The following is a 24,482-nucleotide window of genomic DNA, read 5'->3' on the forward strand; positions in this document are numbered from 1 at the left end:
TGGTACATCGGCGGCATCATCAAGCACGCCAAGGCCATCAACGCCTTCGCCAACTCGACGACCAACAGCTACAAGCGCCTGGTCCCGGGCTATGAAGCCCCGGTCAAGCTGGCCTATTCGGCCCGCAACCGCTCGGCCTCGATCCGTATTCCGTGGGTCAGCTCGCCCAAGGCCAAGCGTATCGAAGCCCGCTTCCCCGATCCGATGGGCAACCCCTATCTGACCTTCACCGCCCTGCTGATGGCGGGCCTCGACGGTATCGAGAACCGCATCGATCCGGGCGCCCCGGCCGACAAGAACCTCTACGACCTGCCGCCGGAAGAGCGCGGCAATATCCCCGAGGTCTGCGGCAGCCTGAAGGAGGCCCTGGACGCGCTCGACAAGGACCGGGCCTTCCTCAAGAAGGGCGGCGTCATGGATGACGACTTCATCGACAGCTATATCGAGCTGAAGATGGAAGAGGTGATGCGCCTGCAGCTGCATCCCCACCCCGTCGAGTTCGACATGTACTACAGCTGTTGATCAGCAGGCTGAATTGACGACGGCCCCGGCGAGCGATCACCGGGGCCGTTTTCATGTCTGGAGACCGACCTAGCGGTTGGTCGTTTCGACCTCGATACCGTCCGGACCGGCGCGGACGGTGGTAGAGTCCCCGGCCTCGCGTTCGACCACGACCGGGGGCGGCGCTTCACGCTCTACGACGACCGGCACTTCCTGGACGACCGTGCGGGTTTCAGGCTCCGGGGTCGGTTCGGGCTCGGCGGGGGAGCAGGCGACGGCACCGGCCATCAGGGTCGCGGAAGCCATCAGGCTGAAGGTAAGGCGGGACATGGACGTCTCCTGTGGTGAAAGGTCCACGACTAACGGCCCCACTTCTCGTCGGTTCCGGTCAGGCGGTCAGGCCGTCCTCGACATCACGCTTGCGTCGACGCATCTCGATCAGCCGCACACACCAGATCGAGACCTCGTAGAGCAGCACCAGCGGGATCCCCAGCATGATCTGGCTGAGCGGATCCGGCGGCGTGACAAAGGCGGCGACCACGGCGATGGCGACGATGGCGTATTTGCGCCCCTTGGCGAGGGCGCTGGAGCTGACAATCCCGGCCATGCCCAGCAGGGTCATGACCACCGGAAGCTGGAAGCAGAGGCCAAAGGCCAGCAACAGGGCCATCACCAGGTTCAGATAGTCGGAAACGCGCGGCAGCAGCTCGGCCGATATACCGCCGCCGGTCACCTGCTGGCCCAGCGAGAACAGCATCACGAAGGGCAGCATGACGTAATAGACCATCGCCGCGCCGAGCAGGAACAGCATCGGGGCGGCGACCAGGAAGGGCAGAAAGGCGCCCTTCTCGTTGCGATAGAGGCCGGGTGCCACGAACCGGTAGACCTGAAAGGCCAGCACCGGGAATGTGACCACAACCGCGCCGAAGGCCGCCAGCTTCATCTTGGTGATCAGGAATTCGAGCGGCGCCGTGAAGATCAGATTCACGGTCTCGCCGTCACCCCGGGGCACGGGGACCAGCCCGGCCGTCCCGAGGATCAGGTCGAACGGTGACACACTGCCGCCGGGCCCGGCGGCCTCGCGGAACTGGGCCGCCACAGCGAAGGGCTGGACCAGAAAGACATAGATCGGGTCGGCGACGATGAAACAGCCGATGAAGCCGACGATAAAGGCCGCGACGCAGATCATCAGCCGCCCGCGCAACTCGATCAGGTGATCCATCAAGGGAGCGCGGGACGATTCGATCTCGTCTTCGTCGCGATCAGGACGGCTCACAGGTCCACCGCCTTCTTGCGGGTGACCCTGGCCCGGGTCGGGGTGGCCGCCTTCGTTGCGGGAGATTTGGCGGCCTTCGCCCGGGGCTTGCGGGCCGCCTTGGGCTTGGTGGCGGCCCCGGACGCTTTCGCTTCAGGCTTCGGAAGAGCTTCTGGCTTCGCCTCCGGAACCGGCGTCGGCACGGACGGCGGGACAGCCAGCGGTTCCTTCAGGCTCTTGTCGATGTCGCGGAAGGCTTCCTCGGCCTCGGCGCCCAGCGGCACGGCCTGGGCGTTTCGCAGGGCCTCGACCTCCTTGCGCAGTTCGTCCAACTCGGCCTGCCGGGCCATTTCGTCAAAGCTGGAGCGGAACTCGGAGGCCATGGCCCGGGCCCGAGCCAGAAACTGGCCCACCTTGCGCATCATCAAGGGCAGGTCCTTAGGGCCGACCACGATCAGGGCCAGCAAACCGATTACAAGGATTTCCAGCCCGCCGATGCCGGGACCCAGACCACCCATGGATCACACGCTTCCGTTCTGAAGGACGTTCAGTGCTTCAGATCTTCTTTTTCAGCATCGGTGCGGGGCAGAACGCTCTCACCGGTCGACTTGTCGTCTTCACCCTTCAGGCCTTCGCGGAATGCGCGGATGCCCTTGGCGGCATCGCCCATCAGGCCGGAAATCTTGCCGCGTCCCCCGAACAGCAGGAGGGCCAGAGCAGCGATAAGAAGAATTTGCCAGATGCCGGGCTGCATGATTCCACGTCTCAACACGAAGGGCGGCGGGATTGCCGATGATCTTTGATCACAGCCCATATAGGCCTTGTAATGGCCATGCGCCAAGCGCCGGTTAGGTCTTGCTGCTGTTTGCCCTGATCCACCGAGCCAATGGATCAATGTCGATCTGCCCCGCCGCCACCGCCCGCATGGTCAGGGTGGCGTCCACGCTATCCGCCTGTAGAGGCTGCCCATTCAGTGCCAGAAACAGCAGTAGCGCCTGATAGGCCGCGCGTTTGTTGCCATCGATAAATGGATGATTGGAGGCAATGCCCACGGCATAGGTCCCGGCAAGCACCGAAAGATCAGTTACCTGTTGATACAGGAACCGATTGATTGGCCGCTGCAGAGCAGACTCAAGCAGCCCCTCATCGCGTATCCCGGCAGGGCCGCCATGAAGCGCGAGAGTGCGGTCATGCAAGGAAACCAGAGCTTCCCTGCGAATCCAGACCGGCTCGCGGGCTGTCATTTTGCCAGGGCGCGGAAGACGTCTCGATTCTGATCCATCAGTTGCTCTCCCAGTTCAATCTGGCGCCGGACCTCGTCATCATATGCCGTGACACGCATCGACCCATCCGGCCCCTTGGTCAGATACAGGGTGTCGCCCTTGGTCACACCGAGCTCGTTCAAGGCCTCTTTGGGAAAGACGGCACCGACCGAATTGCCGACCTGGGTCAGTTTGATTGCGATCATCACTGGTCTCCTTGCGCGCCTCCTGTATAACAGATGTTATAACGTCTTACGAGCCCCCTGCCCTTTTGAGCCCTCCCCCTGTGTCAGACCTCTCCCATGTCATCATCCACACTGACGGGGCCTGTCGGGGCAATCCCGGCCCGGGAGGCTGGGGCGCGATCCTGCAGACCGGGACGGGACAGAGCCGCGAGTTGAAGGGGGGCGAACCCCGCACCACCAACAACCGCATGGAGATGACGGCTGCCATCATGGCGCTGGAGGCCCTGAAACGGCCCTGCCGCGTCGATCTGCACACCGACAGCCGCTATGTGATGGACGGCATCACCAAATGGATCAGCGCGTGGAAATCCCGTGGCTGGAAGACAGCCGACAAGAAGCCGGTCAAGAACGAGGACCTGTGGCGCCGTCTGGACGAGGCCCGGGCGCGTCATCAGGTGAAGTGGCACTGGGTCAAGGGTCACGCAGGCCATGAGCTGAACGAGCGGGCGGATACCCTCGCCAATGAGGGCATCGACGGCCTTAAAGCCTAGGGCAGGCGCTCAGCAGCCGCCGACATACCGGCGGTTGAGCAGCGGCTTGCCGAGCCAGTAGGACAGTTCTGCGGGGCGGGTCACATCCCAGACCGCCAGATCGGCGGCCTTGCCGACCGCCAGCGTGCCGACCTGATCGGCGATGCCGAGGGCCTGGGCGGCGTGGCGGGTGGCTCCCGCAAGCGCCTCCTCTGGCGTCAGGCGGAACTTCATACAGGCCAGCGCCATGGCCAGCGTTACGGAGGCCAGCGGTGAGGTGCCGGGATTGCAGTCGGTCGCCACCGCCATGGGGACGCCCGCGTCGCGGAAGGCCTGCACCGGCGGCAGTTGCGTCTCGTCCAGCATGACGAAGGCGCCGGGCAGCAGGACGGCGATGACACCGGCCTTGGCCATGGCGGCCACGCCGTCATCTGAAATGTATTCGACGTGGTCGGCGGACAGGGCCTGATACCGCGCGGCGAGCGCTGCCCCTCCCCCGTCGCTGAGCTGGTCGGTGTGCAGCTTGACCGGCAGGCCCAGCTGTCGCGCCTTGTCGAACAGCCGCGCGACCTCCTCGGTCGTGAAGGCGATCGGCTCCAGATAGGCGTCGACCGCATCGACCAGCCCCTCGGCTTGGGCGGCGGGCAGGATCTGATCGACCATCAGATCGACATAGGCCGCACGCTGGTCGGCGAACTCGGGCGGGATGGCGTGCAGGCCGAGGAAGGTGGTCCGGACGCGGACCCCGCCGGCCCACTCCAGCCCCTTGGCCACGCGCAGCATGCGCAGCTCGGTTTCGGCATTCAACCCATAGCCGGACTTGATTTCGACGGTCGTGACGCCGCTGTCGGTCAGGGCGTTCAGTCGATCCAGCGCGCTATCCGTCAGTTCGGCATCAGTCGCAGCGCGTGTGGCGCGGACGGTCGAGGCGATGCCGCCCCCCTCTCGGGCGATCTGGGTGTAGGGCACGCCGGTCAGGCGGCGCTCATACTCGCCCGAGCGGTCGCCGCCGAATACCAGATGGGTGTGGCAGTCGATCAGGCCGGGCGTGACCCAGCGGCCGTCCAGCCGGTCGACCTCGGTGGCCTGATGCTCCGGCAGGTCCGCCCGCGTGCCGATCCAGACGATGCGTCCGTCCCGGATCAGGATGGCGCCGTCCTCGATCGCGCCATAGGGCTCGCCGCCGGGGGCCATGGTGGCGAGGCGGCAGTCGGTGATCAGCCGATCGACCTTCATCGGGTCTCGAACCCGGCCAGCAGTTCGCAGAACCAGCGGCCTGCGGTGAGCGAGCCCAAGTCCCCGACCTCAAGCGACGGATCGTATTCGGTCAGGTCGACGGCCCGGACCTTGGGACAGGCGCCGATGACCCGCGTGGCCTCGAAGAAGGCGTGGACGCCGATCCCGCCCGGGCGGGCGCCGGGGCTGGCCGGCCACTGGCTGCGGTCGATGACGTCGATGTCGACATCGACATAGATGCGGTCCACCCGCGCGCTGAGCCGCTCCAGTTCCTGGGCCACGACCTCGGCAAAGCCCGTTCGGTGGCACTCGCCCGCCGTGCGTACCGAAATGCCGGCCGCCTTCGCCTTGTCGTGGGCCCGCTTGGTATTGGCGAAGGGGGCAAGGCCGATCTGGCTGATCAGGGCGCCGTCCATGCCGTCGTCCAGCAGGGCCTGGACCGGATTGCCATTGGTCAGGCCCTGATCGGTGTCGCGCAGGTCGAAATGGGCATCGAGCGTCAGCAGACCCGTGCCCTTGAGGCCGAGGCCGTGCAGACCCGGGCGGGTGACGGCATTGTTGCCGCCGATGATGACGGTTAGACGCCGCCCGGACTGGGCCGCGACGGCATCGCGCAAGGGCTGGAAGGCTGCGTCGGGCCCGAGGGCCTTTAGCGCCACATCGCCGGCATCGTGGACCCGCGTCTCGAGCGTGCGGCCCGTCTCGACGTCATAGGTGGAAAAGCGCGGCAGGACGGCGCGAAAGGCGCGCGGGCCGACGTCGCACCGTCCCGGTGTCAGCGAGCGTTCGTTGAGCGGCGCCCCGATCAGGGCCACCGCCGCATCCGGGTGATCGCCGATCAGATCGGCGACCGACCGCCAGCCCAGGGCCTCTGAGTCTTCCATCGTCATGGAGGGGAACGTAGAGACGGGATCATGACGACTCAACCGATCTCGAACACCCGCATCATTCGTAGCCCGCGCGGTCCGGAAAAGACCGCCGCCACCTGGGCCGCCGAAGCCGCCAAACGCATGCTGATGAACAACCTTGACCCCGAGGTTGCCGAGCGTCCGCAGGATCTGGTCGTCTATGGCGGGATCGGCAAGGCGGCGCGCGACTGGGCGTCCTTCGACAGGATCGTCGAGACCCTGGATGCCCTGGCCCCGGACGAGACCCTGCTGGTGCAGTCGGGCAAGCCGGTCGGGGTGTTCCGCACCCATGCCGATGCGCCGCGCGTGCTGATCGCCAACTCCAATCTGGTGCCGAAATGGGCGACCTGGGAGCATTTTGACGAACTCGATCGCAAGGGGCTGATGATGTACGGCCAGATGACGGCCGGGTCGTGGATCTACATCGGCACCCAGGGCATCGTTCAGGGGACCTATGAGACCTTCATGGAGGCTGGCCGGCAGCACTATGGCGGCGACTGGTCCGGCAAGTGGATCCTGACTGCCGGGCTGGGGGGCATGGGCGGCGCCCAGCCGCTGGCGGCGACCATGGCGGGGGCGTCGTGCCTCGCCGTCGAATGCCAGGCCAGCCGGATCGAGATGCGGCTGAAGACCCGCTACCTTGACGTCATGGCCGAGGATCTGGACGACGCCCTGTCGAGGATCGAGGCGGCGAAGGCATCGGGCAAGCCGGTCTCGGTCGGTCTGCTGGGCAATGCGGCCGATGTGCTGCCCGAACTGGTGCGGCGCGGGGTGCGCCCCGATCTGGTCACCGACCAGACCAGCGCCCACGATCTGGTCAACGGCTATCTGCCCAAGGGCTGGACGGTGGCCCAGTGGGAAGACCGCCGCCAGTCCGATCCGGAGGCGGTCAGGACCGCAGCCAAGGCCTCCATCGTCGACCATGTGAAGGCCATGCTGGACTTCCAGCGGATGGGGATCCCGACCACCGACTACGGCAACAACATCCGGCAGGTGGCGCTGGACGAAGGGGTCGAGGACGCCTTTGCCTTCCCCGGCTTTGTGCCCGCCTATATCCGCCCCCTGTTCTGCCGGGGCATCGGGCCGTTCCGTTGGGCGGCGCTGTCGGGCGATCCGGAGGACATCTTCAAGACCGACCGGGCGATGAAGCGGCTGTTCCCGGACAATGCCGGCCTGCACCGCTGGCTGGACATGGCGGGCGAGCGGATCGCCTTTCAGGGCCTGCCAGCGCGGATCTGCTGGATCGGGCTGGGCGACCGGCACCGGGCGGGCCTGATGTTCAACGATATGGTGGCCTCGGGCGAGCTGAAGGCCCCCGTCGTGATCGGGCGCGATCATCTGGACTCGGGCTCGGTCGCCAGTCCCAACCGCGAGACCGAGGCCATGCTGGACGGCTCGGACGCCGTGTCGGACTGGCCGTTGCTGAACGCCCTGCTGAACACGGCCTCGGGCGCCAGCTGGGTGTCGCTGCACCACGGCGGCGGGGTCGGCATGGGCTATTCCCAGCATTCGGGCGTCGTGATCGTCGCCGACGGCACGCCGGAAGCGGCGAGGCGGCTGGAGCGTGTGCTGTGGAACGACCCGGCGAGCGGCGTCATGCGCCACGCCGATGCCGGGTATGAGATCGCGAAAGACGCCGCTCGTAAGAACGGGCTGAACCTGCCAAGCCTGCGCTGACCTGACCCCGACGACCTTCGCCCCCTGAGGACCCCGCATGGAATTCGCCGCCGTCGCCCTGCCCCTCGCCCTCGGGATCATCATGTTCGGCCTCGGGCTGGACCTGACGCCCGCCGACTTTGCCCGTGTGGCGAAACAGCCGAAGGCCGCTGCGGTCGCCCTGGCCTGTCAGTTGCTGCTGCTGCCGGCGATCTGCTTTGCGCTGGTGTTGCTGTTCCGGCTGCCGCCGATCCTAGCGGTCGGGATGATGCTGCTGGCAGCCTCGCCGGGGGGCACGACGGCCAACCTTTACAGCCATCTGTTCCGGGGCGATGTGGCGCTGAACATCTCGCTGACCGCGATCAACTCGGTCATCGCTGTCGTCACCCTGCCGATCCTGACCAATCTGGCCATTGCGTATTTCCAGCCGGGTGACCTGAGCGTGGGTCTGCAGTTCGCCAAGACGCTGGAGGTCTTCCTGATCGTCCTCGTCCCCGTGGCGCTGGGGATGACCGTGCGCAGGCTGAGCCCCGGGTTCGCTTCGGCCATGGACAAGCCCGTCCGCATCGCCTCGGTCGCCATTCTGGTGCTGGTCATCGCCGGATCGGTGGCGAGCAGTTTCGACCTGCTGGCCGCCAACTTCCTGCTGCTGGGCGGTATCTCTACCGTCTTCTGCGTGCTCAGCCTGACGGTCGGCTATGTCGTGCCGCGCCTGATGAAGATCGAGAAGCCACGGGCCGTGGCCAGCGCCTTTGAGGTCGGGATTCACAACGCCACCCTCGCCATCGTCATTGCCCAGGGCGTGCTCGGCCGGCCGGATATGTCGTTGCCGGCGGCCGTGTACGGCGTGCTGATGTTCCCGATCGCGGCCCTGTTCGGGCTGTGGGTGAGTCGACGAGGTCCCGCACGGGAGGATAAGGGGAGCGCATGACCCTGACCCTCGGACAATCCCCCCTGACGCTCGCCCAGCTTCGCGCCGTGCTGGACGGCCCTGTACGGCTGTCGCTGACCGATGCGGCGTGGAAGGCGGTAGACCGGGGTGCAGCGACGGTGGCCGCCATCGTGGCCGAGGGCCGCACGGTGTACGGCGTGAACACGGGGTTTGGTCTGCTGGCCAATACCTCGATCAAGCCGGAGGATCTGGAGACGCTGCAGCGCAATCTGGTGCTGAGCCATGCCTGTGGGGTGGGTCCCGATCTGGAAGACCGGGTCGTGCGGCTGATGATGGTGCTGAAGGTCGCCAGCCTGTCGCGCGGGGCCTCGGGCATCCGGCGCGAGACGCTGGAGATGCTGATCGCCCTGCTGGACGCCGAGGTTCTGCCCTGTGTGCCGTCCAAGGGATCGGTCGGAGCATCGGGCGATCTGGCCCCGCTGGCGCATATGAGCTGCCTGTTGCTGGGGGTCGGTGAGGCCCGGGTGAAGGGCGAGCGGATGGCCGCCACCGAAGCGCTGGCCACGGCGGGGCTTCAGCCCCTGACGCTGGGGCCCAAGGAGGGTCTGGCCCTGCTGAACGGGACCCAGTGTTCGACGGCCCTGGCCCTGACCGGTCTGTTCGCGACCGAAGACGCCTTTGCCGCCGCCCTGGTGGCGGGAGCGATGTCGGTCGACGCGCTGAAGGGGTCGGACGCGCCGTTCGATGCCCGCATCCACGCCCTGCGCGGCCAGCCGGGGCAGATTGCGGTAGCCGAGACCCTGCGCGATCTGATGGCGGGGTCGGCGATCCGCGACAGCCACCGGACGGATTGCTCCAAGGTGCAGGACCCCTATTCGCTGCGCTGTCAGCCGCAGGTGATGGGGGCGATCCTGGACCTGATGCGGTCGTCGGCGACGGTACTGGAATGCGAGGCCAATGCGGTGACCGACAATCCGCTGGTATTCGTCGAGGAGGGCGACGTCATCTCGGGCGGGAACTTCCACGCCGAGCCGGTGGCGTTTGCCGCAGACCAGCTGGCCATGGCCCTGTGCGAGATCGGCAATCTGTCCGAGCGGCGCACCTCCATTCTGGTGGACCCGAAGATGAGCGGCCTGCCCGCGTTTCTGGTGCGGGAGTCGGGGCTGAACTCGGGCTTCATGATCGCCCAGGTGACGGCCGCCGCCCTGGTGGCCGAGAACCGGATGGTCGCCCATCCGGCCAGTGTCGATACCGTGCCGACCAGCGCCAATCAGGAGGACCATGTGTCCATGGCGACGCATGGGGCGCGGCGGCTGCTCGACATGGCGCAGAATACGGCGACCGTGGTCGGGATCGAGCTGCTGGCGGGGGCCCAGGGTCTGGACTTCCACCGCCCGCTCACGTCGTCGCCTGCGCTGGAGCGGGCCTGGGCGATCGTGCGGGAAGCCGCGCCGGAATATGCGTCCGACCACTATTTCGCGCCCGACATCGCGCGGGCGACCGACGGAGTGACCGCCGGTCGCTATCGCGACATCGTGCCGGGCCTGTTGCCCTCGGCCTAAAGGCCGGAGGCGCCGAGGCAGGCGGCGCGGGTGGGCACCGGCGGCAGCTGGGCCATGGCGTCGGGATCCTGAATGAGCCCGGCCGCCAGCTCGGCGATCTCGTTGTTCACATCGTCCGAGGACTTGCCGAGGGCCGCGCCGGACTGTTCGGCATTCGTCAGCAGGGTGTAGTTGTCCGAGAGGAGCTTTTGCAGCTCTGCATCACTCATTTCCTGCTGCATCAGCTCGATCATGCCGAGAGTGCCGAAGGCCGCGCAGGTCAGGTCGAAGTCGTAGCGGTCGTCCGCCTCTCGCGGCCGGGTCAGATTCGGGACCTGGGCGGCTGACGTGGTGGTGCCGCGCTCCGTGACGATCAGGCGGTAGGCGCCGGTCGCGCCTGCCGCGTAGCTGTTGGCGAGGATGAAATAGTCGCCGCCCGAAGAGGTGAAGATCAGGCGCGAATTGGTGTTGTCCTCGCTGATGTCGTCATTGGTCTGCTCCACCGGCGGCTGGCAGGCCCGACCTGGCCCCATCCCGATGAAGGTGTCAAAGTCGCTGGACGTCAGATCAATGGCATAGGACTGCCCCGCCCGGGTCGAGACGATGTAGCAGTCATAGTTGCTGCCATCGACCTCCATGACGGGATCGCTGGCGCTCAGCGTGCCTCTGACCGGCTCGCCGAGGCGGATCGCGGTCTGGGCCGAGGCCGTCGTCGAGACGGCCAGGGCCGCCATCAGGGCCGTCGCGGCCACAGCGCCCGTGCGGACCAAAATTTTCGGGGACATGAACATGGACTCCTGTCGGGGCGACACGCCCCCGGTTAAACACTGAGGAAGCTTAGCGGAACCGCGTTACCGGTGTGAAGCCATTGGCCCGGTCGCAGTCCGCCACGGCGGTCAGATAGTCCGAAACCTGCTGGGGCAGATTATCGATGAAGCCGTTGAGCGTGCTGAGCACAAAGGCGCTGGACATGAAGTCGGCCGAGCCTTCCTGGGCAGGGGACAGACGAGACGAGACCCGACGATTGCGGTCGGCATAGTCGATCGAGCCGACATTGCCGTAGCGGGTCAGATACTGGCGCAGCTCCCCCATGGCGCGGTAGGCGCCGGCGCAGACATAGGCGTCCGTGCCCCATTCATTCTCGACTTCCGGCAGGGCATCCATCGATCCTTGCGCGGTCTCGGACTCGACCACCCCGGCGGTGACCTTGACCCAGTAGTTGCCACCTTCACCCGCGTTGAAGGCGTTGGCGCGGATCAGCAGGCGGGGTTCGTTGAAGGTGCCGCTGAGCCGGGCATTGGTGTTGTCGCCGCTGTCGTCATCGGCGGCGAGCGCGGTCATATTGTCCCCGCAGTCCCGGCCCGTGCCGACTACCAGAAAGGTATCGAAGAAGCCGCTCATCAGGTCGATGGTGATCGGCTGACCATTGGTCTCGACCACCCAGCACTCATAGGAACTGCCGTCCGCCAGTTTGGGCGACTGGGCATTGAGGGTTGAGCCGGACTGTTCGCCGACGGCGATCCGGGTCTGGGCCGAGGCGGTGCCGGCGGCGGCGACAAGCGCGAGGCCAACGGCCGTGGCGGTAACGAAGCGTGCGAGCATGGGAGTCCCTCCAGATGTGTGCGGCACCCTAGACCCGAAGCTGCAGCAAGGCTTCTGACAGAGTCTGACGTGACGCGGGTTGGCGACGAGAGCGGGAACGCCAAAGCCCCTCTCGCCCGGGGGGCAGAGGATATGGAGAGGCGGGCGGCGCATGGGCCGGGGGCCCGGAACCGTATGCTCCCGTGCTTTCGCCGTCAGGGAGCGTGTGTGATTTTCGGCCCCGTAGCCTGGCGCCGCCCCGGTCGGTTCACGCGAGCGCCTGGGGGGACTGTCTCTTCCGCCGGGGGTCGGGCACCCGGATGCTTGTGCGCCCGACTTCGCCTGTCCCGGTTCGACAGCAGGTCCCAGTCTCTCGGCCCGCGACGGGCGAGGCGTCCAGAAACGCCCCGGACCCCGGGGTTTCGCCCCGGGCAGTCCCGCTCGACCGGCCCCCGCCGCCGCTTCAGTGCCTGGGTCCCGAGGCGCCTCTCCTGCGACGGAGACGGGCAGAGGGTGGCACACCGCTGCACCTGGTCGGGAAGAACGGTAAGAGAAACGGTGGGGGCGTTGAAAGGGTTGGGAAATTTGCGGGCGGCTATCGCACTATCTGTCTCCTCCCTAGCAAAGCTGGAGAGGTGGATCGGATGCGAAGCAGCCGAGACGGAGGGGCTCTTGAGGGCGTGCCTGTGGTGGAGAACCCCTCCACCGCCCCGCGGTCCCTCTCCCCATCATGGTGGGGAGGAGACGGAAAAACTTCCCTCGCAGGAAGCCGCTCAGCCCTCGATCGGGCCGGAGGGGGACAGCCGGCGGGGGATGGCGCGCATGGCGTGGACGAGGGCGAGGGCGCGGCCGGCGGGGGTGGGGTCGATGGCGGCGATGTGGTCGAGGCGGCGGCGCACCTTGGCCAGGGGGGCATCGGCGCCCGAGGCCCAGTCGGTCGAGCCCAGGGTCATCAGTCCCCTGCCCTGCCCCTCGACGAGGGTCAGGCCCACGCCGACCTGTTTGCGGATCGAGGCCCAGGGCTGTTTGTAATGGTCGTGGCCGGGACCGAGATCATAGGCGGCGATTCCCAGCCGGGGCATGGCGCGGATAGCCTGATCAAGGAAGGCATTCCCGGGCGACACATGGGCCAGCGCCGGATTGGTCGAGGCGATCCACGGATGATAGGTGCCCTGTCCGAACACGCCGAAATGGCCGCCCACCAGCGTATCGCCGGCGTGCAGGGTCAGCATCAGGCCACGGAAATGGGGCGTGTCCGCCTCGAACAGGTCTGACATCAGGGCGCGCACCCAGAGCGGGCGCAGCACGTCCTGAAGCCCGGTGCGCTCGAACTGCTCGGACTTCCACGACAGCAGGGCGTCGAGGTCGTCACGGGACTGGCTCTGGTCAAAGCGCAGGGGGCCAAGCTCGGCGAGGCGGTTGGACAGCCGTCGCCAGTTCTTGAACTTCTTGGGGCTGACGGCGCGCATGGACTCGAGGTGGGCCTCGGGACCGTCGGGCGTCTCGATGGCAAAAGCGTCCGGCCCGGTACCGACCGGCGGGAACAGGCCATAGGGATCGACCAGACCGATGTGTCGGAAGGCGCCGATGCCCGCCAAGGTCAGGGCCTGCGGGCCATCCATGCCGGGCGCAGGCCCGGTGATGAGAGCGTGATAGTCGGAAAAGGGGGCGCCCAGCGGGCGGGCAAAGCCGCCGGGACGCCGGTGCAGGCCGAGGAAGCCGACGATCTCGTCTCCCCGGCGATAGGTAACGACCTCGGCATCGTCGCGGACCCGCCCGATGGCGCGGGCGAAGTCCGGCCCCATCAGCGGATTGGCAAAGGCCGTCTGCTGTCCCTGAAAGGCACGCCAGACGTCGGCTTCCCGGTCGGGAAGGTCCGTCGCGGGACGGCGGGTGGCGATGATCTGTGCCATTGCGGGAGGCTTTCAGGGCAAACGGTGGACGCTGGCCCGCCCCCTGCAAGACCCTGACCGAAAGCCGGCTCAGTTCAGAGCGAACAGCCGCTGGTACCGACCGAGAGCGGGCTCGGAGAGGCGCACGCTGATCTCGAGGCGGCCGTCGGCATCTTCGGTGCGGGCGGTGATGCGGCCGTGCTCATAGAGCCAGGCGAGGGCCTCGCCGTCCTGGGGTTCGAGCGTCAGGTGGATTTCGGGGTCGGTATCGATGCGTTCGGCGATGGCCTGACGCAGGGCCTCAAGCCCCTCGCCCGTCAGGGCCGAGACGGCGACCGCGCCCTCGGTCCGGGCGCGGGTGACCATGGCGGCGTGGGTCTCGGGATCGAGGCGGTCGATCTTGTTCCAGACCTCGAGGGTGCGGACCTGAAGCGAGGCCTCCTCCTCGCCCTCGGCGGGGGTGATGCGGGCCAGAACCTCCTCGACGTCCTTGGCCTCGGCGTCGGTCTCGGGGCTGGAGATATCGCGGACGTGCAGGATCAGATCGGCCTCGGCGACCTCCTCGAGGGTGGCGCGGAAGCTCTCGACCAGTTCGTGCGGCAGGTCGGAAATGAAGCCCACGGTGTCGGCGATCAGGGCCGACCGCCCCTGCGGCAGGCGGATCATGCGCTGGGTCGGGTCGAGGGTGGCAAACAGCAGGTCCCTTGCCACCACCTCGGCCCCGGTCAGGTGGTTGAACAGGGTCGACTTGCCCGCATTGGTGTAGCCGACCAGGGCGACGGTCGGGAACGGCACCTTCTTGCGCGCGGTGCGGTGCAGTCCCCGGGTGCGACGGACGTCCTGGAGGTCGGTCCTGAGCTTGACGATGCGGTCGGCGATCAGGCGGCGGTCCAGCTCGATCTGGGTTTCGCCGGGACCGCCGGTCGAGCCCGTGCCGCCGCGCTGGCGTTCCAGGTGGGTCCAGGTGCGGACGAGGCGCGAGCGCTCGTATTCCAGCCGGGCCAGCTCGACCTGCAGCCGGCCTTCCCGCGTGCGGGCCCGCCTGCCGAAGATCTCGAGGATCAGGCCGGTGCGGTCGATGACCTTGGCCTCCCACGCTTTTTCCAGATTGCGCTGCTGGACCGGGGTCAGGGCGTCGTCGATGACGACGACCTCGGCCTCGGCCGCGCGCACGAGGGCGGCCATTTCGTCGACCTTGCCCGAGCCGAACAGGGTGGCCGGCGTGGTGCGGCGAAGGGCGATGACCTCCTGGCCGCGGACGTCGAGGTCCAGCGCCTGGGCCAGACCCACGGCCTCGTCCAGCCGATCCTGTGGACGGCGGCCCCCTGCCCGGCCAGCCGAGCGATCAGGGTGGAGCACAAGCGCCCGAACGGGCGGAGCGGTATGGTCGATCAGCGGTGAAGACACGCAGGTTCCGGGCTTTGAATGGACGAAAGCGTCCCGTCCGCGAACGCACGGACAGGACCACAGGCTCCCTCAGCGCTCCGGACCAGACGGATCAGTCCTGATCTTCCGGCTCGCGCAGATCGACCGGAGCCGAGGGCATGATGGTGGAGATGGCGTGCTTGTAGACCAATTGCGACTGGCCATCGCGACGCAGCAGCACGCAGAAATTGTCGAACCAGGTAACGATGCCCTGCAGCTTGACGCCGTTGACGAGGAAGATGGTCAGCGGGGTCTTGGTCTTGCGGACCGTGTTGAGGAAGGTGTCCTGAAGGTTCTGACGCTTGTCTTGCGGCATGGCAGGTTGATCCTGTTCTTGCTTGTTGTCCGGCAGGGGGAGCGCCGGAGCCGCGATGTGCCGCGACGGGGCGACCTTAGTCACCGGCATCGGCGACGGCAACCGCGTGCGGGTTAAACCGCGCCGTCGCGGGCGGCGTCGAGATAGGCTTCGCGGAGGCGGCGGGTGACGGGGCCGGGCTTGCCGGTGCCGATCTTTGTGCCATCGATGGATATGGCGGGCAGGACGAAGGCGCCGGCGGCGGTGAAGAAGGCCTCCTGGGCCGCCTTCGCCTCCTCGACGGTGAAGGCGCGTTCCTCGAACGGAATGCCCTCGTCCTTGATGATCTGCATCAGGGTCGAGCGGGTGCAGCCGCGCAGGATGTTGGCCTGGGTGTCGCGGGTGCGCAGGACGCCCTCGGCATCGATGATCCAGGCATTGGTCGAGGTGCCCTCGGTGACCAGACCCAGCTCGTCGACCAGCCAGCATTCATAGGCGCCGACCTCGCGTGCGGCCTGTTTGGCCAGCACATTGGGCAACAGGCCGACGGTCTTTATGTCACAGCGGCCCCAGCGCAGGTCCGGGCGGGTGACGACGGCCACGCCCTTTTTCGCCACGGCTTCGGCCTTGGCCTGATCGACTCGGCGCGAGGTGACGATGACGCTGGGCGGGGTGTCTGCGGACGGAAACGGATGGTCGCGGCGGGCCGTGCCGCGCGTGATCTGCAGATAGACGATGCCGTCGTCGACACGGTTGCGGCGGATGGTTTCCTTGAGGACGATGGTCAGGGCCTGGGGCGTCATCGGCATGCGGATACGCAGTTCCGACAGGCTGCGCTGCAGGCGGGTCATATGGCCCTCGAAGTCGGCCAGCCGACCGTCGAATACGGACCAGACCTCATAGACGCCGTCGGCGAACTGGAAGCCCCGGTCCTCGATATGGACGAGCGCCCCGGTGTGGGGCAGGTACTGGCCGTTGACGTAGGCGGTGCGGGACATCAGGCGTCGCTCGCCTCGATCTCGTCGTCGCCACCGCGCGCGGGCGAAACCCCCAGCGACTTGAGCTTGCGGTGCAGGGCCGAGCGCTCCATGCCGATGAAGCCTGCCGTGCGCGAGATATTGCCGCCGAAGCGCATGATCTGGGCCGCCAGATATTCGCGTTCGAACACCTCACGGGCCTCGCGCAGCGGCAGGGCGATGATTCGCTCATTGCCCATCGACAGGGTGGCGTTGTCCGACGGGCCGTCCTGGGGAAGCATGTCGGCGGTGATCGGCTCGGATGGGTCGCCGGTGGCCAGGATCAGCAGGCGCTCGATGTTGTTGCGCAGCTGGCGGACGTTGCCGGGCCAGGGGTTGACCTGCATGACCGCGACCGCGTCGTCGCCGATGCGCCGGCGGGGCAGACCCTGGGAGATGCAGATGCTCTCGGTGAAATGCTCGATCATTTCGGCGATGTCCTCGCGGCGCTCGGTCAGGGGCGGGACGCGGATCGGCACGACGGCGAGGCGGTGGAACAGGTCCTCGCGGAAGCGGCCCTCCTCGATCTCCTGCTTCAGGTCGCGCGAGGAGGAGGTGATGACGCGGACATCGACCTGGACGTCCTGCTCGCCGCCGATGCGGCGGAAGCGCTGTTCGACCAGCACGCGCAGGATGCGGCTCTGACTCTCGCGCGGCATGTCGGCGACCTCGTCGAGGTAGAGGGTGCCGTTGTGGGCGCGCTCGAACACACCGATCTTGCTGGGGCGGCCGTCGACGCCCTCCTCGCCGAACAGCTCGAGGTCGAGGCGTTCGGGGGTCATGCCGGCGGCCGCGATGGCCACGAACTCGGACTTGCCGCGCGGGCTGGCCTCATGGATCTGGCGGGCCACCAGCTCCTTGCCGGAACCGGGCGGGCCCGAGATCAGCACGCGGCTGTTGGCGGGGGCGACCTTGGAGATGGTGTTGCGCAAGGCGACAGCAGCGGCCGACTTGCCGATGATGCCGGTCGGCGTCATGGCCTGGGCGCGCAGCTGGCGGTTTTCGCGTTTGAGCGAGGCGGCCTCGAGCGCGCGCTGGATGACCACCACCAGCCGGTCGGACTTGAACGGCTTTTCGATGAAGTCATAGGCACCGCGCTGCAGGGCGCTGACGGCGGTCTCGATATTGCCGTGACCCGAGATCATGACGACCGGCAGGTCGGGGTCGATGGTGCGGATGATGTCGAGCAACTCCAGCCCGTCGATGCCGCCCCCCTGCATCCAGATGTCCAGCAGGGCCAGCGACGGCTTGCGCGCGCGAATGGCAGCGAGGGCCTCGTCAGAATTGGAGGCGGTGCGGATCGAATGCCCCTCATCTTCGAGCAGGCCGGCGACCAGGTCGCGGATGTCGGCCTCGTCGTCGACGACCAGTATGTCGGCTCCGTTGCTTTTCATGAGCTCTCTCTATTCAGCCGCGGGGATGGTGGAGGGGGAAGGGGTGGCAGGCACGGTCCCGGTCCGGGACGGGGCCTTGAGCGGGAAGACCAGACAGACCCGGGCTCCCCTCAGCGTTTCGGCATCGGCCAGTTTCAGCTCGCCGCCGTGGTCCTCACAGATACGGCGGACGATGGCGAGGCCCAGCCCCGTGCCCTTGTCGCGCGTGGTGACATAGGGCTCGGTCAGGCGGTCGCGGTCCTTTTCAGGTAAGCCGACGCCGTCATCCTCGATGACGAAGGTGATCGTGTTCGGCTCGAGGTCCAGCCAGGCGAGGATGGCGGTGCCGGCGTCCGTGTCGCCGGTCATGGCGCGGCGGGCCTGCACCGACTCCCCGGCGTTCTTGAGGATGTTGGTCAGGGCCTGGCCGACCATGCGGCCGTCGCACTGAAGCTCGGTCCTGGGCAGGCCGCGCTGGAGGTCAATGGCGGCGTCGGGCACCGCCACGCGCTGGGCAAAAACCGCCTGACGCAGCAGTTCGGCGGGGTTCTCGGGCGCAAAACGAGGCGCCGGCATGCGGGCGAAGGAGGAGAATTCGTCGACCATGCGGCCGATGTCGCCGACCTGACGGATGATGGTCTCGGTGCAGCGATCAAAGACCTCGACATCATCAACCACCTGCGAGCGGTATTTGCGGCGCAGACGCTCGGCCGACAGCTGGATCGGGGTCAGGGGGTTCTTGATCTCATGGGCGATGCGGCGCGCGACGTCGCGCCAGGCGGCATTGCGCTGGGCCGTGACCAGCCGGGTGATGTCGTCGAAGGTCAGCACCATCTCGCCGCCCAGACCGCCCTCGATCCGGACGCGCAGGCGGCGGGTCTCGCCGTCGCGGGTGACGTCGATGTCTTCCTCGATGTGGGCCTCGGCCCGCTTGAGCAGCTCGCTGAGCTCCGGCGAAAAGGCCGCCAGTTCGCGACCTGTCAGGTCAGCATCGGGCAGGCCCAGCAGTTCGATGGCGCTGGCGTTGATGGCGGAGACGCGGCCCTTGCGATCCAGACCGATGACCCCGGCGCTGACGCCGGACAACACGGTTTCGATGAAGCGACTTCGGCCCTGGGCATCCTCGCTGGCGGCTTTCAAGGCCTCTTGCTGCGCCTGAAGATCGCTGGTCATGCGGTTAAATGCATTGGACAAGGCCGCGATTTCGTGAGGTTCTTTATCGACCGCAACGCGGGCCGAGAGGTCGCCGTCCGCGACCTGATCCGCGGCCTGTGCCAGACGCCCGATCGGCACCGAAATGGCGCTGGCGGCCGACATGCCCAGCCAGACGGCGCCCACGAGAACCAGCAGGGCGGTCTCGAGATAGCTGAGGGCAAAGGCGGTCTGGATGCTGGCGCGGCTTTCCTGGGCCTCGCGATAGGCCTGGATGGACTGCTCGCTGTTGCGCATCTGCGAGATCAGCCCGGGCTGTAGGGGACGGACGGCATAGAGGTAGGCGTCGCCATACCCGGACAGCGGATAGAGGGTGCGGATGGTGTCGGGGTTTTCGGTGACGCCGCTTGGGGCGATTTCGCCCTGCGCCGCCATTTCAAGATCGCTGCGGGGCGGTCCGACATAGGCGGGAGCGCCCGGCAGTTCGCCGCTGGCCAGAACCCGCCCCTGACCGTCGAGGATATAGAGGGCGGGATAGCCGAAGATGTCCGCCGTCTGGGCCAGAAGGCCGGAGAAGCGGATGCGGCTGGTCTGGAAGTCCGCGCGGGCTTCGGGGGCCGTCAGCTCATTGGCCATGGTCGCGAGGTCGGATTCGAGTTCGAGGCTGACATCGCGGACATAGGCGCGACCGATGTCAGCGCCGTTTTCGACCGCCGCGCTGACGTTGACGCTGAACCACTGGTCCACGCCGCGGTTGACCAGCACGCCGAACACCAGGGCGATCAGGATGGCGGGCACCACGGCCACCAGCGAGAACAGGGTCACGAACCGGAGGTGCAGGCGCGCGCCGGCCTGTTTGCGATTGCGGACCAGATCCAGCACCTGGATGCCAACGCCGGACGCCAGTGTCAGGATCAGGACCAGATTGCCCAGAAGAATGTAGAGCACCGCCCGGCTGGTCGCTGCCCGGGCCCCCTCCTCGCCGCCTGCCTCGGGCGCGACGGCCACAAGCCAGATGGCCGCGACGGTGATCAGGAAGGCGACGGCATAGGCCACACCGAACACGGGACGCCCGGCCGGGGTCGAGATACCGGCCCGCAACGCGCCGAGCGCCGCATCCAGCGGCCGGCTTTTAGGCATTTCATCTGCTGTCACAGGGCCGGTCATGCGTCCGGCACCATCCGATACCTGTGGCCGATGATCAACAGGTTAGTTGCGAATATGCGGCACTACGCCGTCCAGAGCTCCGACAGGGACCGGGCCACGGCCTCGGGATCGTCCATACGGCACAGGCGTGCCTTGGCGGCGCGGCGGTCGGCGGGGTCCGCAGGCCAGGGGGCCTGTTCGATGTACCAGCCGAGGTGTTTGCGGAACATCTTCAGCCCCAGCGGATAGCCATAGAAGTCCAGCGAGGCCTGCATATGGTCGATGACCAGCGTCAGACGGTCGGCGCGGTCGGGAGCATCGGGACCGGTGTCGCCGTTCAGGCCGGCCTCAAGCCGGGCCGCCAGCCAGGGCCGGCCATAGACCCCGCGCCCCAGCATCAGGGCATCGGCGCCCGATTGCTCCAGCGCGTCGCGGGCGTCTTGCAGCGTCAGCACGTCGCCATTGACGACGACGGGGATGGAGACCGCGTCCTTGACCTCACCCACCGCCTGCCAGTCGGCCTTGCCGGTATAGAATTGCTTGCGGGTGCGGCCATGCACGGTGACGGCCTGGACGCCGATCTGTTCGGCGCGCCGGGCCAGGGTTGCGGCATTGCGGTCGGTGTCGTCCCAGCCCAGACGCATCTTGACGGTGACCGGGCGGCTGACGGCCCCCACGACCGCCTCCATGATACGGCAGGCGAGATCAGGCACCCGCATCAGGGCCGACCCTGAGGCCGAGCCGGTGACCTCCTTGGCCGGACAGCCAAAGTTGAGGTCGATCAGGTCAGCGCCCGCGCGCTCGGCCATGCGCGCGCCCTCGGCCATGGCCTCGGGATCCCGCCCGACCAGCTGGATGACGGTCAGGGGCAGGCCATCGCCCACCGCCGCCCGGCGGACGACATCGGGGCGACCGCGAGCCAGCTCGGCCGAGGCGACCATTTCGGTGGCGACATAGGGCGCACCGAGGCGCGAGGCCACGCGCCGGAACGGCAGGTCGGTGATCCCCGTCATGGGGGCCATCAGCACCCGGCCGGGAACGGTCACATCGCCGATGGTCAGGGAGGAAGCCATCGGCCCCTATCTTCGCCCCGCCCCCCTCTCGTCAAGTCTGCGACCGCGCCCTAGAAGAGCGGCATGAGATTTCAGGCGGTTGTTGTGGCGGCGGGCTCGGGCTCTCGCGCCGGTGTGGAAAAGCCCTGGGCGGCGCTGGCGGGTGTGCCCGTGCTGCGCTGGTCGGTGCGCGCGCTGCTGGACGCCGGGGCCGCTGACGTCGTGGTCGTGGTGGGCCCTCATCGTCTGGCTGATGTGGGGGACGCGCTGGCAGGCCTGACCGGCTGGCGGGCCGTTGAGGGCGGCGCGACCCGCGCGGAGTCGGTCATGCGGGGGCTGGATGCCATTGAGGCGGGCGATCTGGCGGGCGCGGATACGCCGGTGCTGATCCACGATGCGGCGCGGCCGTTTCTGGAGCGGGCCGTGATCGACCGCCTGATCGATGCGCTGGGTGATGCCGACGGAGCGGTCCCTGCCCTGCCCGCCGTCGACAGCCTGCGGCGGGGCGATGAGGCCGGGCTGGGCGACAGCGTCGATCGCGACGGCCTGTTCCGGGCCCAAACGCCGCAGGCCTTCCGGCTGGCCACGGTGCGGGCGGCCCTGACCGACTGGCCGGGCGAGACGCCGCCGACCGATGAAGCCGAGGCCGTGCGTGCGGCGGGCGGCCGGGTTGTGCTGGTCGCCGGCGATCCCCGCCTGTTCAAACTGACCTATCCCGAGGATTTCATCATGGCCGAGGCGCTCGCTGCCGGACTGAACCCGCCGTCCATAACGCGCGTCGGACAGGGGTTCGATGTGCACCGCTGGGGACCGGGGACGTCGGTGTGGCTGTGCGGCGTCGAGATTCCACACGACCGGACCCTGATCGGCCATTCGGATGCCGATGCGGGCCTGCATGCCCTGACCGACGCCATTCTGGGTGCCATGGGGGACGGCGACATCGGCGACCATTTCCCGCCCTCCGATCCGCAGTGGAAGGGGGCATCGAGCGACCGGTTTCTGGTGCACGCCGTCGAACGGCTAACGGCGCGCGGGGGGCGGCTGATCAATGTCGATGTGACCCTGATCTGCGAGGAACCGAAGATCAAACCGCACCGTCAGGCGATGCGCGAGCGGATGGCCGAGCTGTGCGGCCTTCCGCTGGATGGGGTCAGCGTCAAGGCGACCACGACCGAACAGCTGGGCTTTACGGGGCGCGGTGAAGGGCTTGCCGCGCAGGCGGTGGCCACGATCACCCTGCCCGCTTCACGCTAGAAGTTGGCGCGGACCAGGGCGCCCCACAGATTGACGTAGTCGTCGGTCCATGGGCGGACCTCGGTGTCGGCGAGGACACGCCAGTCCGGATCGTCCACGAAGTCGGCCAGGCCTTCCTCGGTGGGGGACATGATCAGCACCTCGGTCGAGGCCTCGGCCATGTCGGGCTGGTCGGGACGCTCGAAGAAGATCCGGTGGCGCTCGGCAGCGCCCAGCTGACGCGCGGCAGCGACCGTCGGCAGGGTGATGTCGAGGTTGCGGTTCGACACATGCAGGACCACCATCCCGGTCGGTCCGACCAGCCGCAGATAGTCTGCCAGCGCCTCGACCGTCAGCAGGTGCGTCGGCACGACGTCGGAGGAGAAGGCGTCGATGACCAGAAGGTCGAAGGCGGCGTCGGGCTGTTGCGCCAGGGTCAGGCGGGCATCGCCGAGGACGGTCTGGACGGGGCCTGCGGCACAGTCCGAGATATAGGTGAACCAGCGCGGATCGCGCGCCATGCGGTCGACCATGGGGTCGATCTCGAAGAAGGTCAGGGTGTCGCCGGGCCGCTTGTAGGCCGCCATGGCCCCGGCTCCGAGCCCGACCACCCCCATGCGCACCTCGGGCGAGCGAGACTGGACCTCAAGGGCCGCGAGGCCGATCGGGGTGGAGTAGGCATAGTACATGGTCGGGTTGCAGGCATGGTCGGGATGGCGCGCCTGGGCCCCGTGCAAGGTGGTGCCGTGCATCAGCACATGGACCGGGCCGCCCATGCCGGAGTCCTCGATCTCGGCCACCCGCATGACTCCGAAGAAGCTGCGCTCGGTCAGGCTCCAGTCATAGCCGCGGGCCACATGCTGGGCCGACAGGGCGATCATCAGCAGGACGCCGGTGAAGACCAGCGCCTTGTCCCGCACCAGAAAGGCGCAGATGGCCGCGCCGCCGAGGATGATCGAGGCCAGCTTGAGGGTGGTCAGGTCCTGCACATAGGGCCAGAGCGACGGGGTCCGGGCGATCACCTCCATCACCACATGCGGCATGACCGACAGGAAGGCGGCGCCGAGCAGGAAATAGCCGTGACGCAAGGTGAAGGGGCCGCCCCGGGGCCGGGCCAGACCGACGGCCACCAGCACCAGCGGATACTCCCACACCATGTTGAAGATGACGGGCGCGATCAGGGCGTTGAACACCCCGCCCAGCATGCCGCCGACCGACAGCAGCAGGTAGAATTCGGTCAGCCGGTCGGGCGGGGGGCGACGGCCCGCCAGAAGCTGGTGACACAGCAGGGCCGTGAAGAAGAAGGTCGTCAGATGAACGACGAGGATCAGCATCCAGCTGGAACTGCGGAAGGCGACCATGCTGACGGTCACGGCCAGCAGGGCCGACTGGACGATCAGGGTGATCGGCAGGGGGATCCACGGCCGGCTCTGGAAGGCGATGACGAAGGTCAGCAGATAGAGGGCCAGCGGCAGGACCCAGAGGAAGGGCGCCGAGGCGACATCGGTCGTCAGGTGGGCGGTCACGCCCAGCATCAGGCTGGACGGCGCGGCGGCCAGCAGCACCCAGATGCCGCGCTCGCGCCAGTCGATGGGCGAGGTGCGGGCCAGCGGGGGCGGCTCGACGCGCGTCAGGGCCCGGGCGCGCCAGACGGTCAGGCCCAGCGCGACGATCATCAGGACGAAGACGCCATAGCCCACACTCCAGCCCCAGCGCTGACCGGACAGGGAGCTGAGCGGCTCGATCAGGACGGGATAGGCCAGCAGGGCGAGGAAGCTGCCGAGATTGGACGCGGCATAGAGGACATAGGGGTTCTGGCCATCGGCGTGCCCCACGCGGACGCGGGCGTACCAGGCCTGAAGCAGGGGGGCGGTCGCCGACAGGATGGCGAACGGCAGACCGACCGAGATGGCCAGCGTCGTCAGCAGCCAGCCGATCGGTGCCGAGGGGTCCGGATCCCCCAGCAGGCCATTGACCCGGAGCGGCAGGAAGATGGCCGCGATCAACAGCAGGATCAGATGGATGCCGACTTGAAGGCGCAGGGAGGCGACCTTCTGAAGCAGGTGGGCATAGGCATAGCCCGCCAGCAGGCCCGTCTGGAAGAAGACCATGGCCGTGTTCCAGACCGAGGGCGATCCCCCCAGCACCGGCAGGACCAGTTTGGTGATCATGGGCTGGACGGAAAAGACCAGCATGGCCGAGGTGAAGATCGCCAGACCGAAGATCAGCGGGGTCAGGCGGACGCCGAGCGGCTCGACCCCGTCGGTCACGCTGGTCTGGCTCATGCATGCTCCATCGACAGGCGGGCATCGGCGCGGCACCCTGTGGGCCACCGTAAGGCTGACTCGCCA

23 protein-coding genes and 1 pseudogene are annotated in these 24,482 nt (G+C 67.6%); 6 read left to right on the forward strand and 18 right to left on the reverse strand.

The features are described from left to right. Positions 1 to 522: pseudogene (glnA, locus tag B4K74_RS04840) on the forward strand (glutamine synthetase); the annotation flags it as partial. A gap of 69 nt (positions 523 to 591) precedes the next feature. Here glnA and B4K74_RS04845 read toward each other — a convergent pair. The 6 genes from B4K74_RS04845 to B4K74_RS04870 all read right to left on the reverse strand — a co-directional run bounded on the left by B4K74_RS04845 (position 592) and on the right by B4K74_RS04870 (position 3,224). Then, positions 592 to 831: a hypothetical protein gene (locus tag B4K74_RS04845; protein ID WP_286691991.1), complete on the reverse strand. Its 240-nt coding sequence runs from the start codon at positions 829 to 831 to the stop codon at positions 592 to 594. Between the two features lie 58 nt (positions 832 to 889). Further along, positions 890 to 1,777 (reverse strand): twin-arginine translocase subunit TatC, encoded by an 888-nt coding sequence (tatC, locus tag B4K74_RS04850; RefSeq protein ID WP_286691992.1) that lies wholly within the window; start codon positions 1,775 to 1,777, stop codon positions 890 to 892. Further along, on the reverse strand, positions 1,774 to 2,274 hold the full coding sequence (gene tatB / locus B4K74_RS04855) for a Sec-independent protein translocase protein TatB (protein ID WP_286691993.1): 501 nt from the start codon (positions 2,272 to 2,274) through the stop codon (positions 1,774 to 1,776). Before tatB ends, tatC begins: the two co-directional genes overlap by 4 nt. Before the next feature lie 29 nt (positions 2,275 to 2,303). Continuing rightward, positions 2,304 to 2,510, reverse strand: a complete 207-nt coding sequence (locus B4K74_RS04860; RefSeq protein WP_123286613.1) for a twin-arginine translocase TatA/TatE family subunit — start codon at positions 2,508 to 2,510, stop codon at positions 2,304 to 2,306. 94 nt (positions 2,511 to 2,604) lie between these two features. After that, positions 2,605 to 3,000: a type II toxin-antitoxin system death-on-curing family toxin gene (locus tag B4K74_RS04865; RefSeq protein WP_123286614.1), complete on the reverse strand. Its 396-nt coding sequence runs from the start codon at positions 2,998 to 3,000 to the stop codon at positions 2,605 to 2,607. Continuing rightward, positions 2,997 to 3,224, reverse strand: coding sequence for an AbrB/MazE/SpoVT family DNA-binding domain-containing protein (locus B4K74_RS04870; protein ID WP_123286615.1), 228 nt, complete (start codon positions 3,222 to 3,224; stop codon positions 2,997 to 2,999). The genes B4K74_RS04865 and B4K74_RS04870 overlap by 4 nt, the downstream gene beginning before the upstream one ends. Before the next feature lie 80 nt (positions 3,225 to 3,304). Between B4K74_RS04870 and rnhA the strand changes: the two genes are divergently transcribed. After that, positions 3,305 to 3,754 carry a ribonuclease HI gene (gene rnhA / locus B4K74_RS04875; protein WP_286691994.1) on the forward strand — a complete coding sequence of 150 codons (450 nt, stop codon included), beginning with the start codon at positions 3,305 to 3,307 and terminating at the stop codon, positions 3,752 to 3,754. Between the two features lie 9 nt (positions 3,755 to 3,763). Here rnhA and hutI read toward each other — a convergent pair whose 3' ends face one another. Beyond that, a complete protein-coding gene (hutI, locus tag B4K74_RS04880) occupies positions 3,764 to 4,969 on the reverse strand; it encodes an imidazolonepropionase (protein ID WP_286691995.1) in 1,206 nt (401 codons plus the stop codon). Further along, entirely contained in the window at positions 4,966 to 5,859 is an 894-nt protein-coding gene (locus B4K74_RS04885) for an arginase family protein (RefSeq protein WP_286691996.1), read from the reverse strand. The genes hutI and B4K74_RS04885 overlap by 4 nt, the downstream gene beginning before the upstream one ends. Before the next feature lie 24 nt (positions 5,860 to 5,883). Between B4K74_RS04885 and hutU the strand changes: the two genes are divergently transcribed. Genes hutU through hutH form a run of 3 tightly spaced genes read left to right on the forward strand, consistent with a single transcriptional unit; the run spans position 5,884 to position 9,987 of the window. Next, a complete protein-coding gene (hutU, locus tag B4K74_RS04890; protein ID WP_286691997.1) occupies positions 5,884 to 7,554 on the forward strand; it encodes a urocanate hydratase in 1,671 nt (556 codons plus the stop codon). Between the two features lie 37 nt (positions 7,555 to 7,591). Continuing rightward, entirely contained in the window at positions 7,592 to 8,464 is an 873-nt protein-coding gene (locus B4K74_RS04895) for a bile acid:sodium symporter family protein (protein WP_286691998.1), read from the forward strand. Further along, on the forward strand, positions 8,461 to 9,987 hold the full coding sequence (gene hutH, locus B4K74_RS04900; protein ID WP_286691999.1) for a histidine ammonia-lyase: 1,527 nt from the start codon (positions 8,461 to 8,463) through the stop codon (positions 9,985 to 9,987). Before B4K74_RS04895 ends, hutH begins: the two co-directional genes overlap by 4 nt. On the opposite strand, the gene B4K74_RS04905 is transcribed toward hutH, so the two are convergent. The 9 genes from B4K74_RS04905 to dusB all read right to left on the reverse strand — a co-directional run bounded on the left by B4K74_RS04905 (position 9,984) and on the right by dusB (position 20,919). Then, on the reverse strand, positions 9,984 to 10,751 hold the full coding sequence (locus tag B4K74_RS04905) for a hypothetical protein (protein ID WP_286692000.1): 768 nt from the start codon (positions 10,749 to 10,751) through the stop codon (positions 9,984 to 9,986). The two genes, hutH and B4K74_RS04905, sit on opposite strands and share 4 nt — an antisense overlap. Before the next feature lie 52 nt (positions 10,752 to 10,803). Further along, positions 10,804 to 11,568 (reverse strand): hypothetical protein, encoded by a 765-nt coding sequence (locus B4K74_RS04910; protein WP_286692001.1) that lies wholly within the window; start codon positions 11,566 to 11,568, stop codon positions 10,804 to 10,806. A gap of 752 nt (positions 11,569 to 12,320) precedes the next feature. Beyond that, positions 12,321 to 13,460 (reverse strand): GNAT family N-acetyltransferase, encoded by a 1,140-nt coding sequence (locus B4K74_RS04915; protein WP_286692002.1) that lies wholly within the window; start codon positions 13,458 to 13,460, stop codon positions 12,321 to 12,323. A 69-nt stretch (positions 13,461 to 13,529) separates the two neighbouring features. Beyond that, entirely contained in the window at positions 13,530 to 14,846 is a 1,317-nt protein-coding gene (gene hflX, locus B4K74_RS04920; RefSeq protein ID WP_286692003.1) for a GTPase HflX, read from the reverse strand. 91 nt (positions 14,847 to 14,937) lie between these two features. Beyond that, on the reverse strand, positions 14,938 to 15,180 hold the full coding sequence (gene hfq, locus B4K74_RS04925; protein WP_286692004.1) for an RNA chaperone Hfq: 243 nt from the start codon (positions 15,178 to 15,180) through the stop codon (positions 14,938 to 14,940). A gap of 113 nt (positions 15,181 to 15,293) precedes the next feature. Beyond that, complete coding sequence (locus B4K74_RS04930; protein ID WP_286692005.1) at positions 15,294 to 16,157, reverse strand: D-amino-acid transaminase; 864 nt, start codon at positions 16,155 to 16,157, stop codon at positions 15,294 to 15,296. Next, a complete protein-coding gene (locus B4K74_RS04935; RefSeq protein ID WP_286692006.1) occupies positions 16,157 to 17,569 on the reverse strand; it encodes a sigma-54-dependent transcriptional regulator in 1,413 nt (470 codons plus the stop codon). The genes B4K74_RS04930 and B4K74_RS04935 overlap by 1 nt, the downstream gene beginning before the upstream one ends. 9 nt (positions 17,570 to 17,578) lie before the next feature. Then, positions 17,579 to 19,840: a sensor histidine kinase NtrY-like gene (locus B4K74_RS04940; RefSeq protein ID WP_286692007.1), complete on the reverse strand. Its 2,262-nt coding sequence runs from the start codon at positions 19,838 to 19,840 to the stop codon at positions 17,579 to 17,581. 89 nt (positions 19,841 to 19,929) lie between these two features. After that, positions 19,930 to 20,919 (reverse strand): tRNA dihydrouridine synthase DusB, encoded by a 990-nt coding sequence (gene dusB, locus B4K74_RS04945; RefSeq protein ID WP_286692008.1) that lies wholly within the window; start codon positions 20,917 to 20,919, stop codon positions 19,930 to 19,932. A gap of 63 nt (positions 20,920 to 20,982) precedes the next feature. Between dusB and B4K74_RS04950 the strand changes: the two genes are divergently transcribed. Further along, positions 20,983 to 22,152, forward strand: a complete 1,170-nt coding sequence (locus tag B4K74_RS04950; RefSeq protein ID WP_286692009.1) for a bifunctional 2-C-methyl-D-erythritol 4-phosphate cytidylyltransferase/2-C-methyl-D-erythritol 2,4-cyclodiphosphate synthase — start codon at positions 20,983 to 20,985, stop codon at positions 22,150 to 22,152. Here B4K74_RS04950 and B4K74_RS04955 read toward each other — a convergent pair. Next, entirely contained in the window at positions 22,149 to 24,416 is a 2,268-nt protein-coding gene (locus B4K74_RS04955) for a spermidine synthase (protein ID WP_286692010.1), read from the reverse strand. The two genes, B4K74_RS04950 and B4K74_RS04955, sit on opposite strands and share 4 nt — an antisense overlap. Between the last annotated feature and the right edge of the window lie 66 nt (positions 24,417 to 24,482).

Source organism: Brevundimonas sp. UBA2503 (assembly GCF_002341485.1).
Classification (GTDB): domain Bacteria; phylum Pseudomonadota; class Alphaproteobacteria; order Caulobacterales; family Caulobacteraceae; genus Brevundimonas; species Brevundimonas halotolerans.

Excerpts from the sequence above, each read along its gene's own strand:
- B4K74_RS04845 (WP_286691991.1), bottom strand. The coding sequence starts at position 831 with ATGTCCCGCCTTACCTTCAGCCTGATGGCTTCCGCGACCCTGATGGCC.
- tatB (WP_286691993.1), bottom strand. The coding sequence starts at position 2,274 with ATGGGTGGTCTGGGTCCCGGCATCGGCGGGCTGGAAATCCTTGTAATC.
- B4K74_RS04860 (WP_123286613.1), bottom strand. The coding sequence starts at position 2,510 with ATGCAGCCCGGCATCTGGCAAATTCTTCTTATCGCTGCTCTGGCCCTC.
- B4K74_RS04865 (WP_123286614.1), bottom strand. The coding sequence starts at position 3,000 with ATGACAGCCCGCGAGCCGGTCTGGATTCGCAGGGAAGCTCTGGTTTCC.
- B4K74_RS04870 (WP_123286615.1), bottom strand. The coding sequence starts at position 3,224 with ATGATCGCAATCAAACTGACCCAGGTCGGCAATTCGGTCGGTGCCGTC.
- hutI (WP_286691995.1), bottom strand. The coding sequence starts at position 4,969 with ATGAAGGTCGATCGGCTGATCACCGACTGCCGCCTCGCCACCATGGCC.
- B4K74_RS04885 (WP_286691996.1), bottom strand. The coding sequence starts at position 5,859 with ATGACGATGGAAGACTCAGAGGCCCTGGGCTGGCGGTCGGTCGCCGAT.
- hutU (WP_286691997.1), top strand. The coding sequence starts at position 5,884 with ATGACGACTCAACCGATCTCGAACACCCGCATCATTCGTAGCCCGCGC.
- B4K74_RS04895 (WP_286691998.1), top strand. The coding sequence starts at position 7,592 with ATGGAATTCGCCGCCGTCGCCCTGCCCCTCGCCCTCGGGATCATCATG.
- hutH (WP_286691999.1), top strand. The coding sequence starts at position 8,461 with ATGACCCTGACCCTCGGACAATCCCCCCTGACGCTCGCCCAGCTTCGC.
- B4K74_RS04905 (WP_286692000.1), bottom strand. The coding sequence starts at position 10,751 with ATGTCCCCGAAAATTTTGGTCCGCACGGGCGCTGTGGCCGCGACGGCC.
- B4K74_RS04910 (WP_286692001.1), bottom strand. The coding sequence starts at position 11,568 with ATGCTCGCACGCTTCGTTACCGCCACGGCCGTTGGCCTCGCGCTTGTC.
- B4K74_RS04915 (WP_286692002.1), bottom strand. The coding sequence starts at position 13,460 with ATGGCACAGATCATCGCCACCCGCCGTCCCGCGACGGACCTTCCCGAC.
- hfq (WP_286692004.1), bottom strand. The coding sequence starts at position 15,180 with ATGCCGCAAGACAAGCGTCAGAACCTTCAGGACACCTTCCTCAACACG.
- B4K74_RS04930 (WP_286692005.1), bottom strand. The coding sequence starts at position 16,157 with ATGTCCCGCACCGCCTACGTCAACGGCCAGTACCTGCCCCACACCGGG.
- B4K74_RS04935 (WP_286692006.1), bottom strand. The coding sequence starts at position 17,569 with ATGAAAAGCAACGGAGCCGACATACTGGTCGTCGACGACGAGGCCGAC.
- B4K74_RS04940 (WP_286692007.1), bottom strand. The coding sequence starts at position 19,840 with ATGCCTAAAAGCCGGCCGCTGGATGCGGCGCTCGGCGCGTTGCGGGCC.
- dusB (WP_286692008.1), bottom strand. The coding sequence starts at position 20,919 with ATGGCTTCCTCCCTGACCATCGGCGATGTGACCGTTCCCGGCCGGGTG.
- B4K74_RS04950 (WP_286692009.1), top strand. The coding sequence starts at position 20,983 with ATGAGATTTCAGGCGGTTGTTGTGGCGGCGGGCTCGGGCTCTCGCGCC.
- B4K74_RS04955 (WP_286692010.1), bottom strand. The coding sequence starts at position 24,416 with ATGAGCCAGACCAGCGTGACCGACGGGGTCGAGCCGCTCGGCGTCCGC.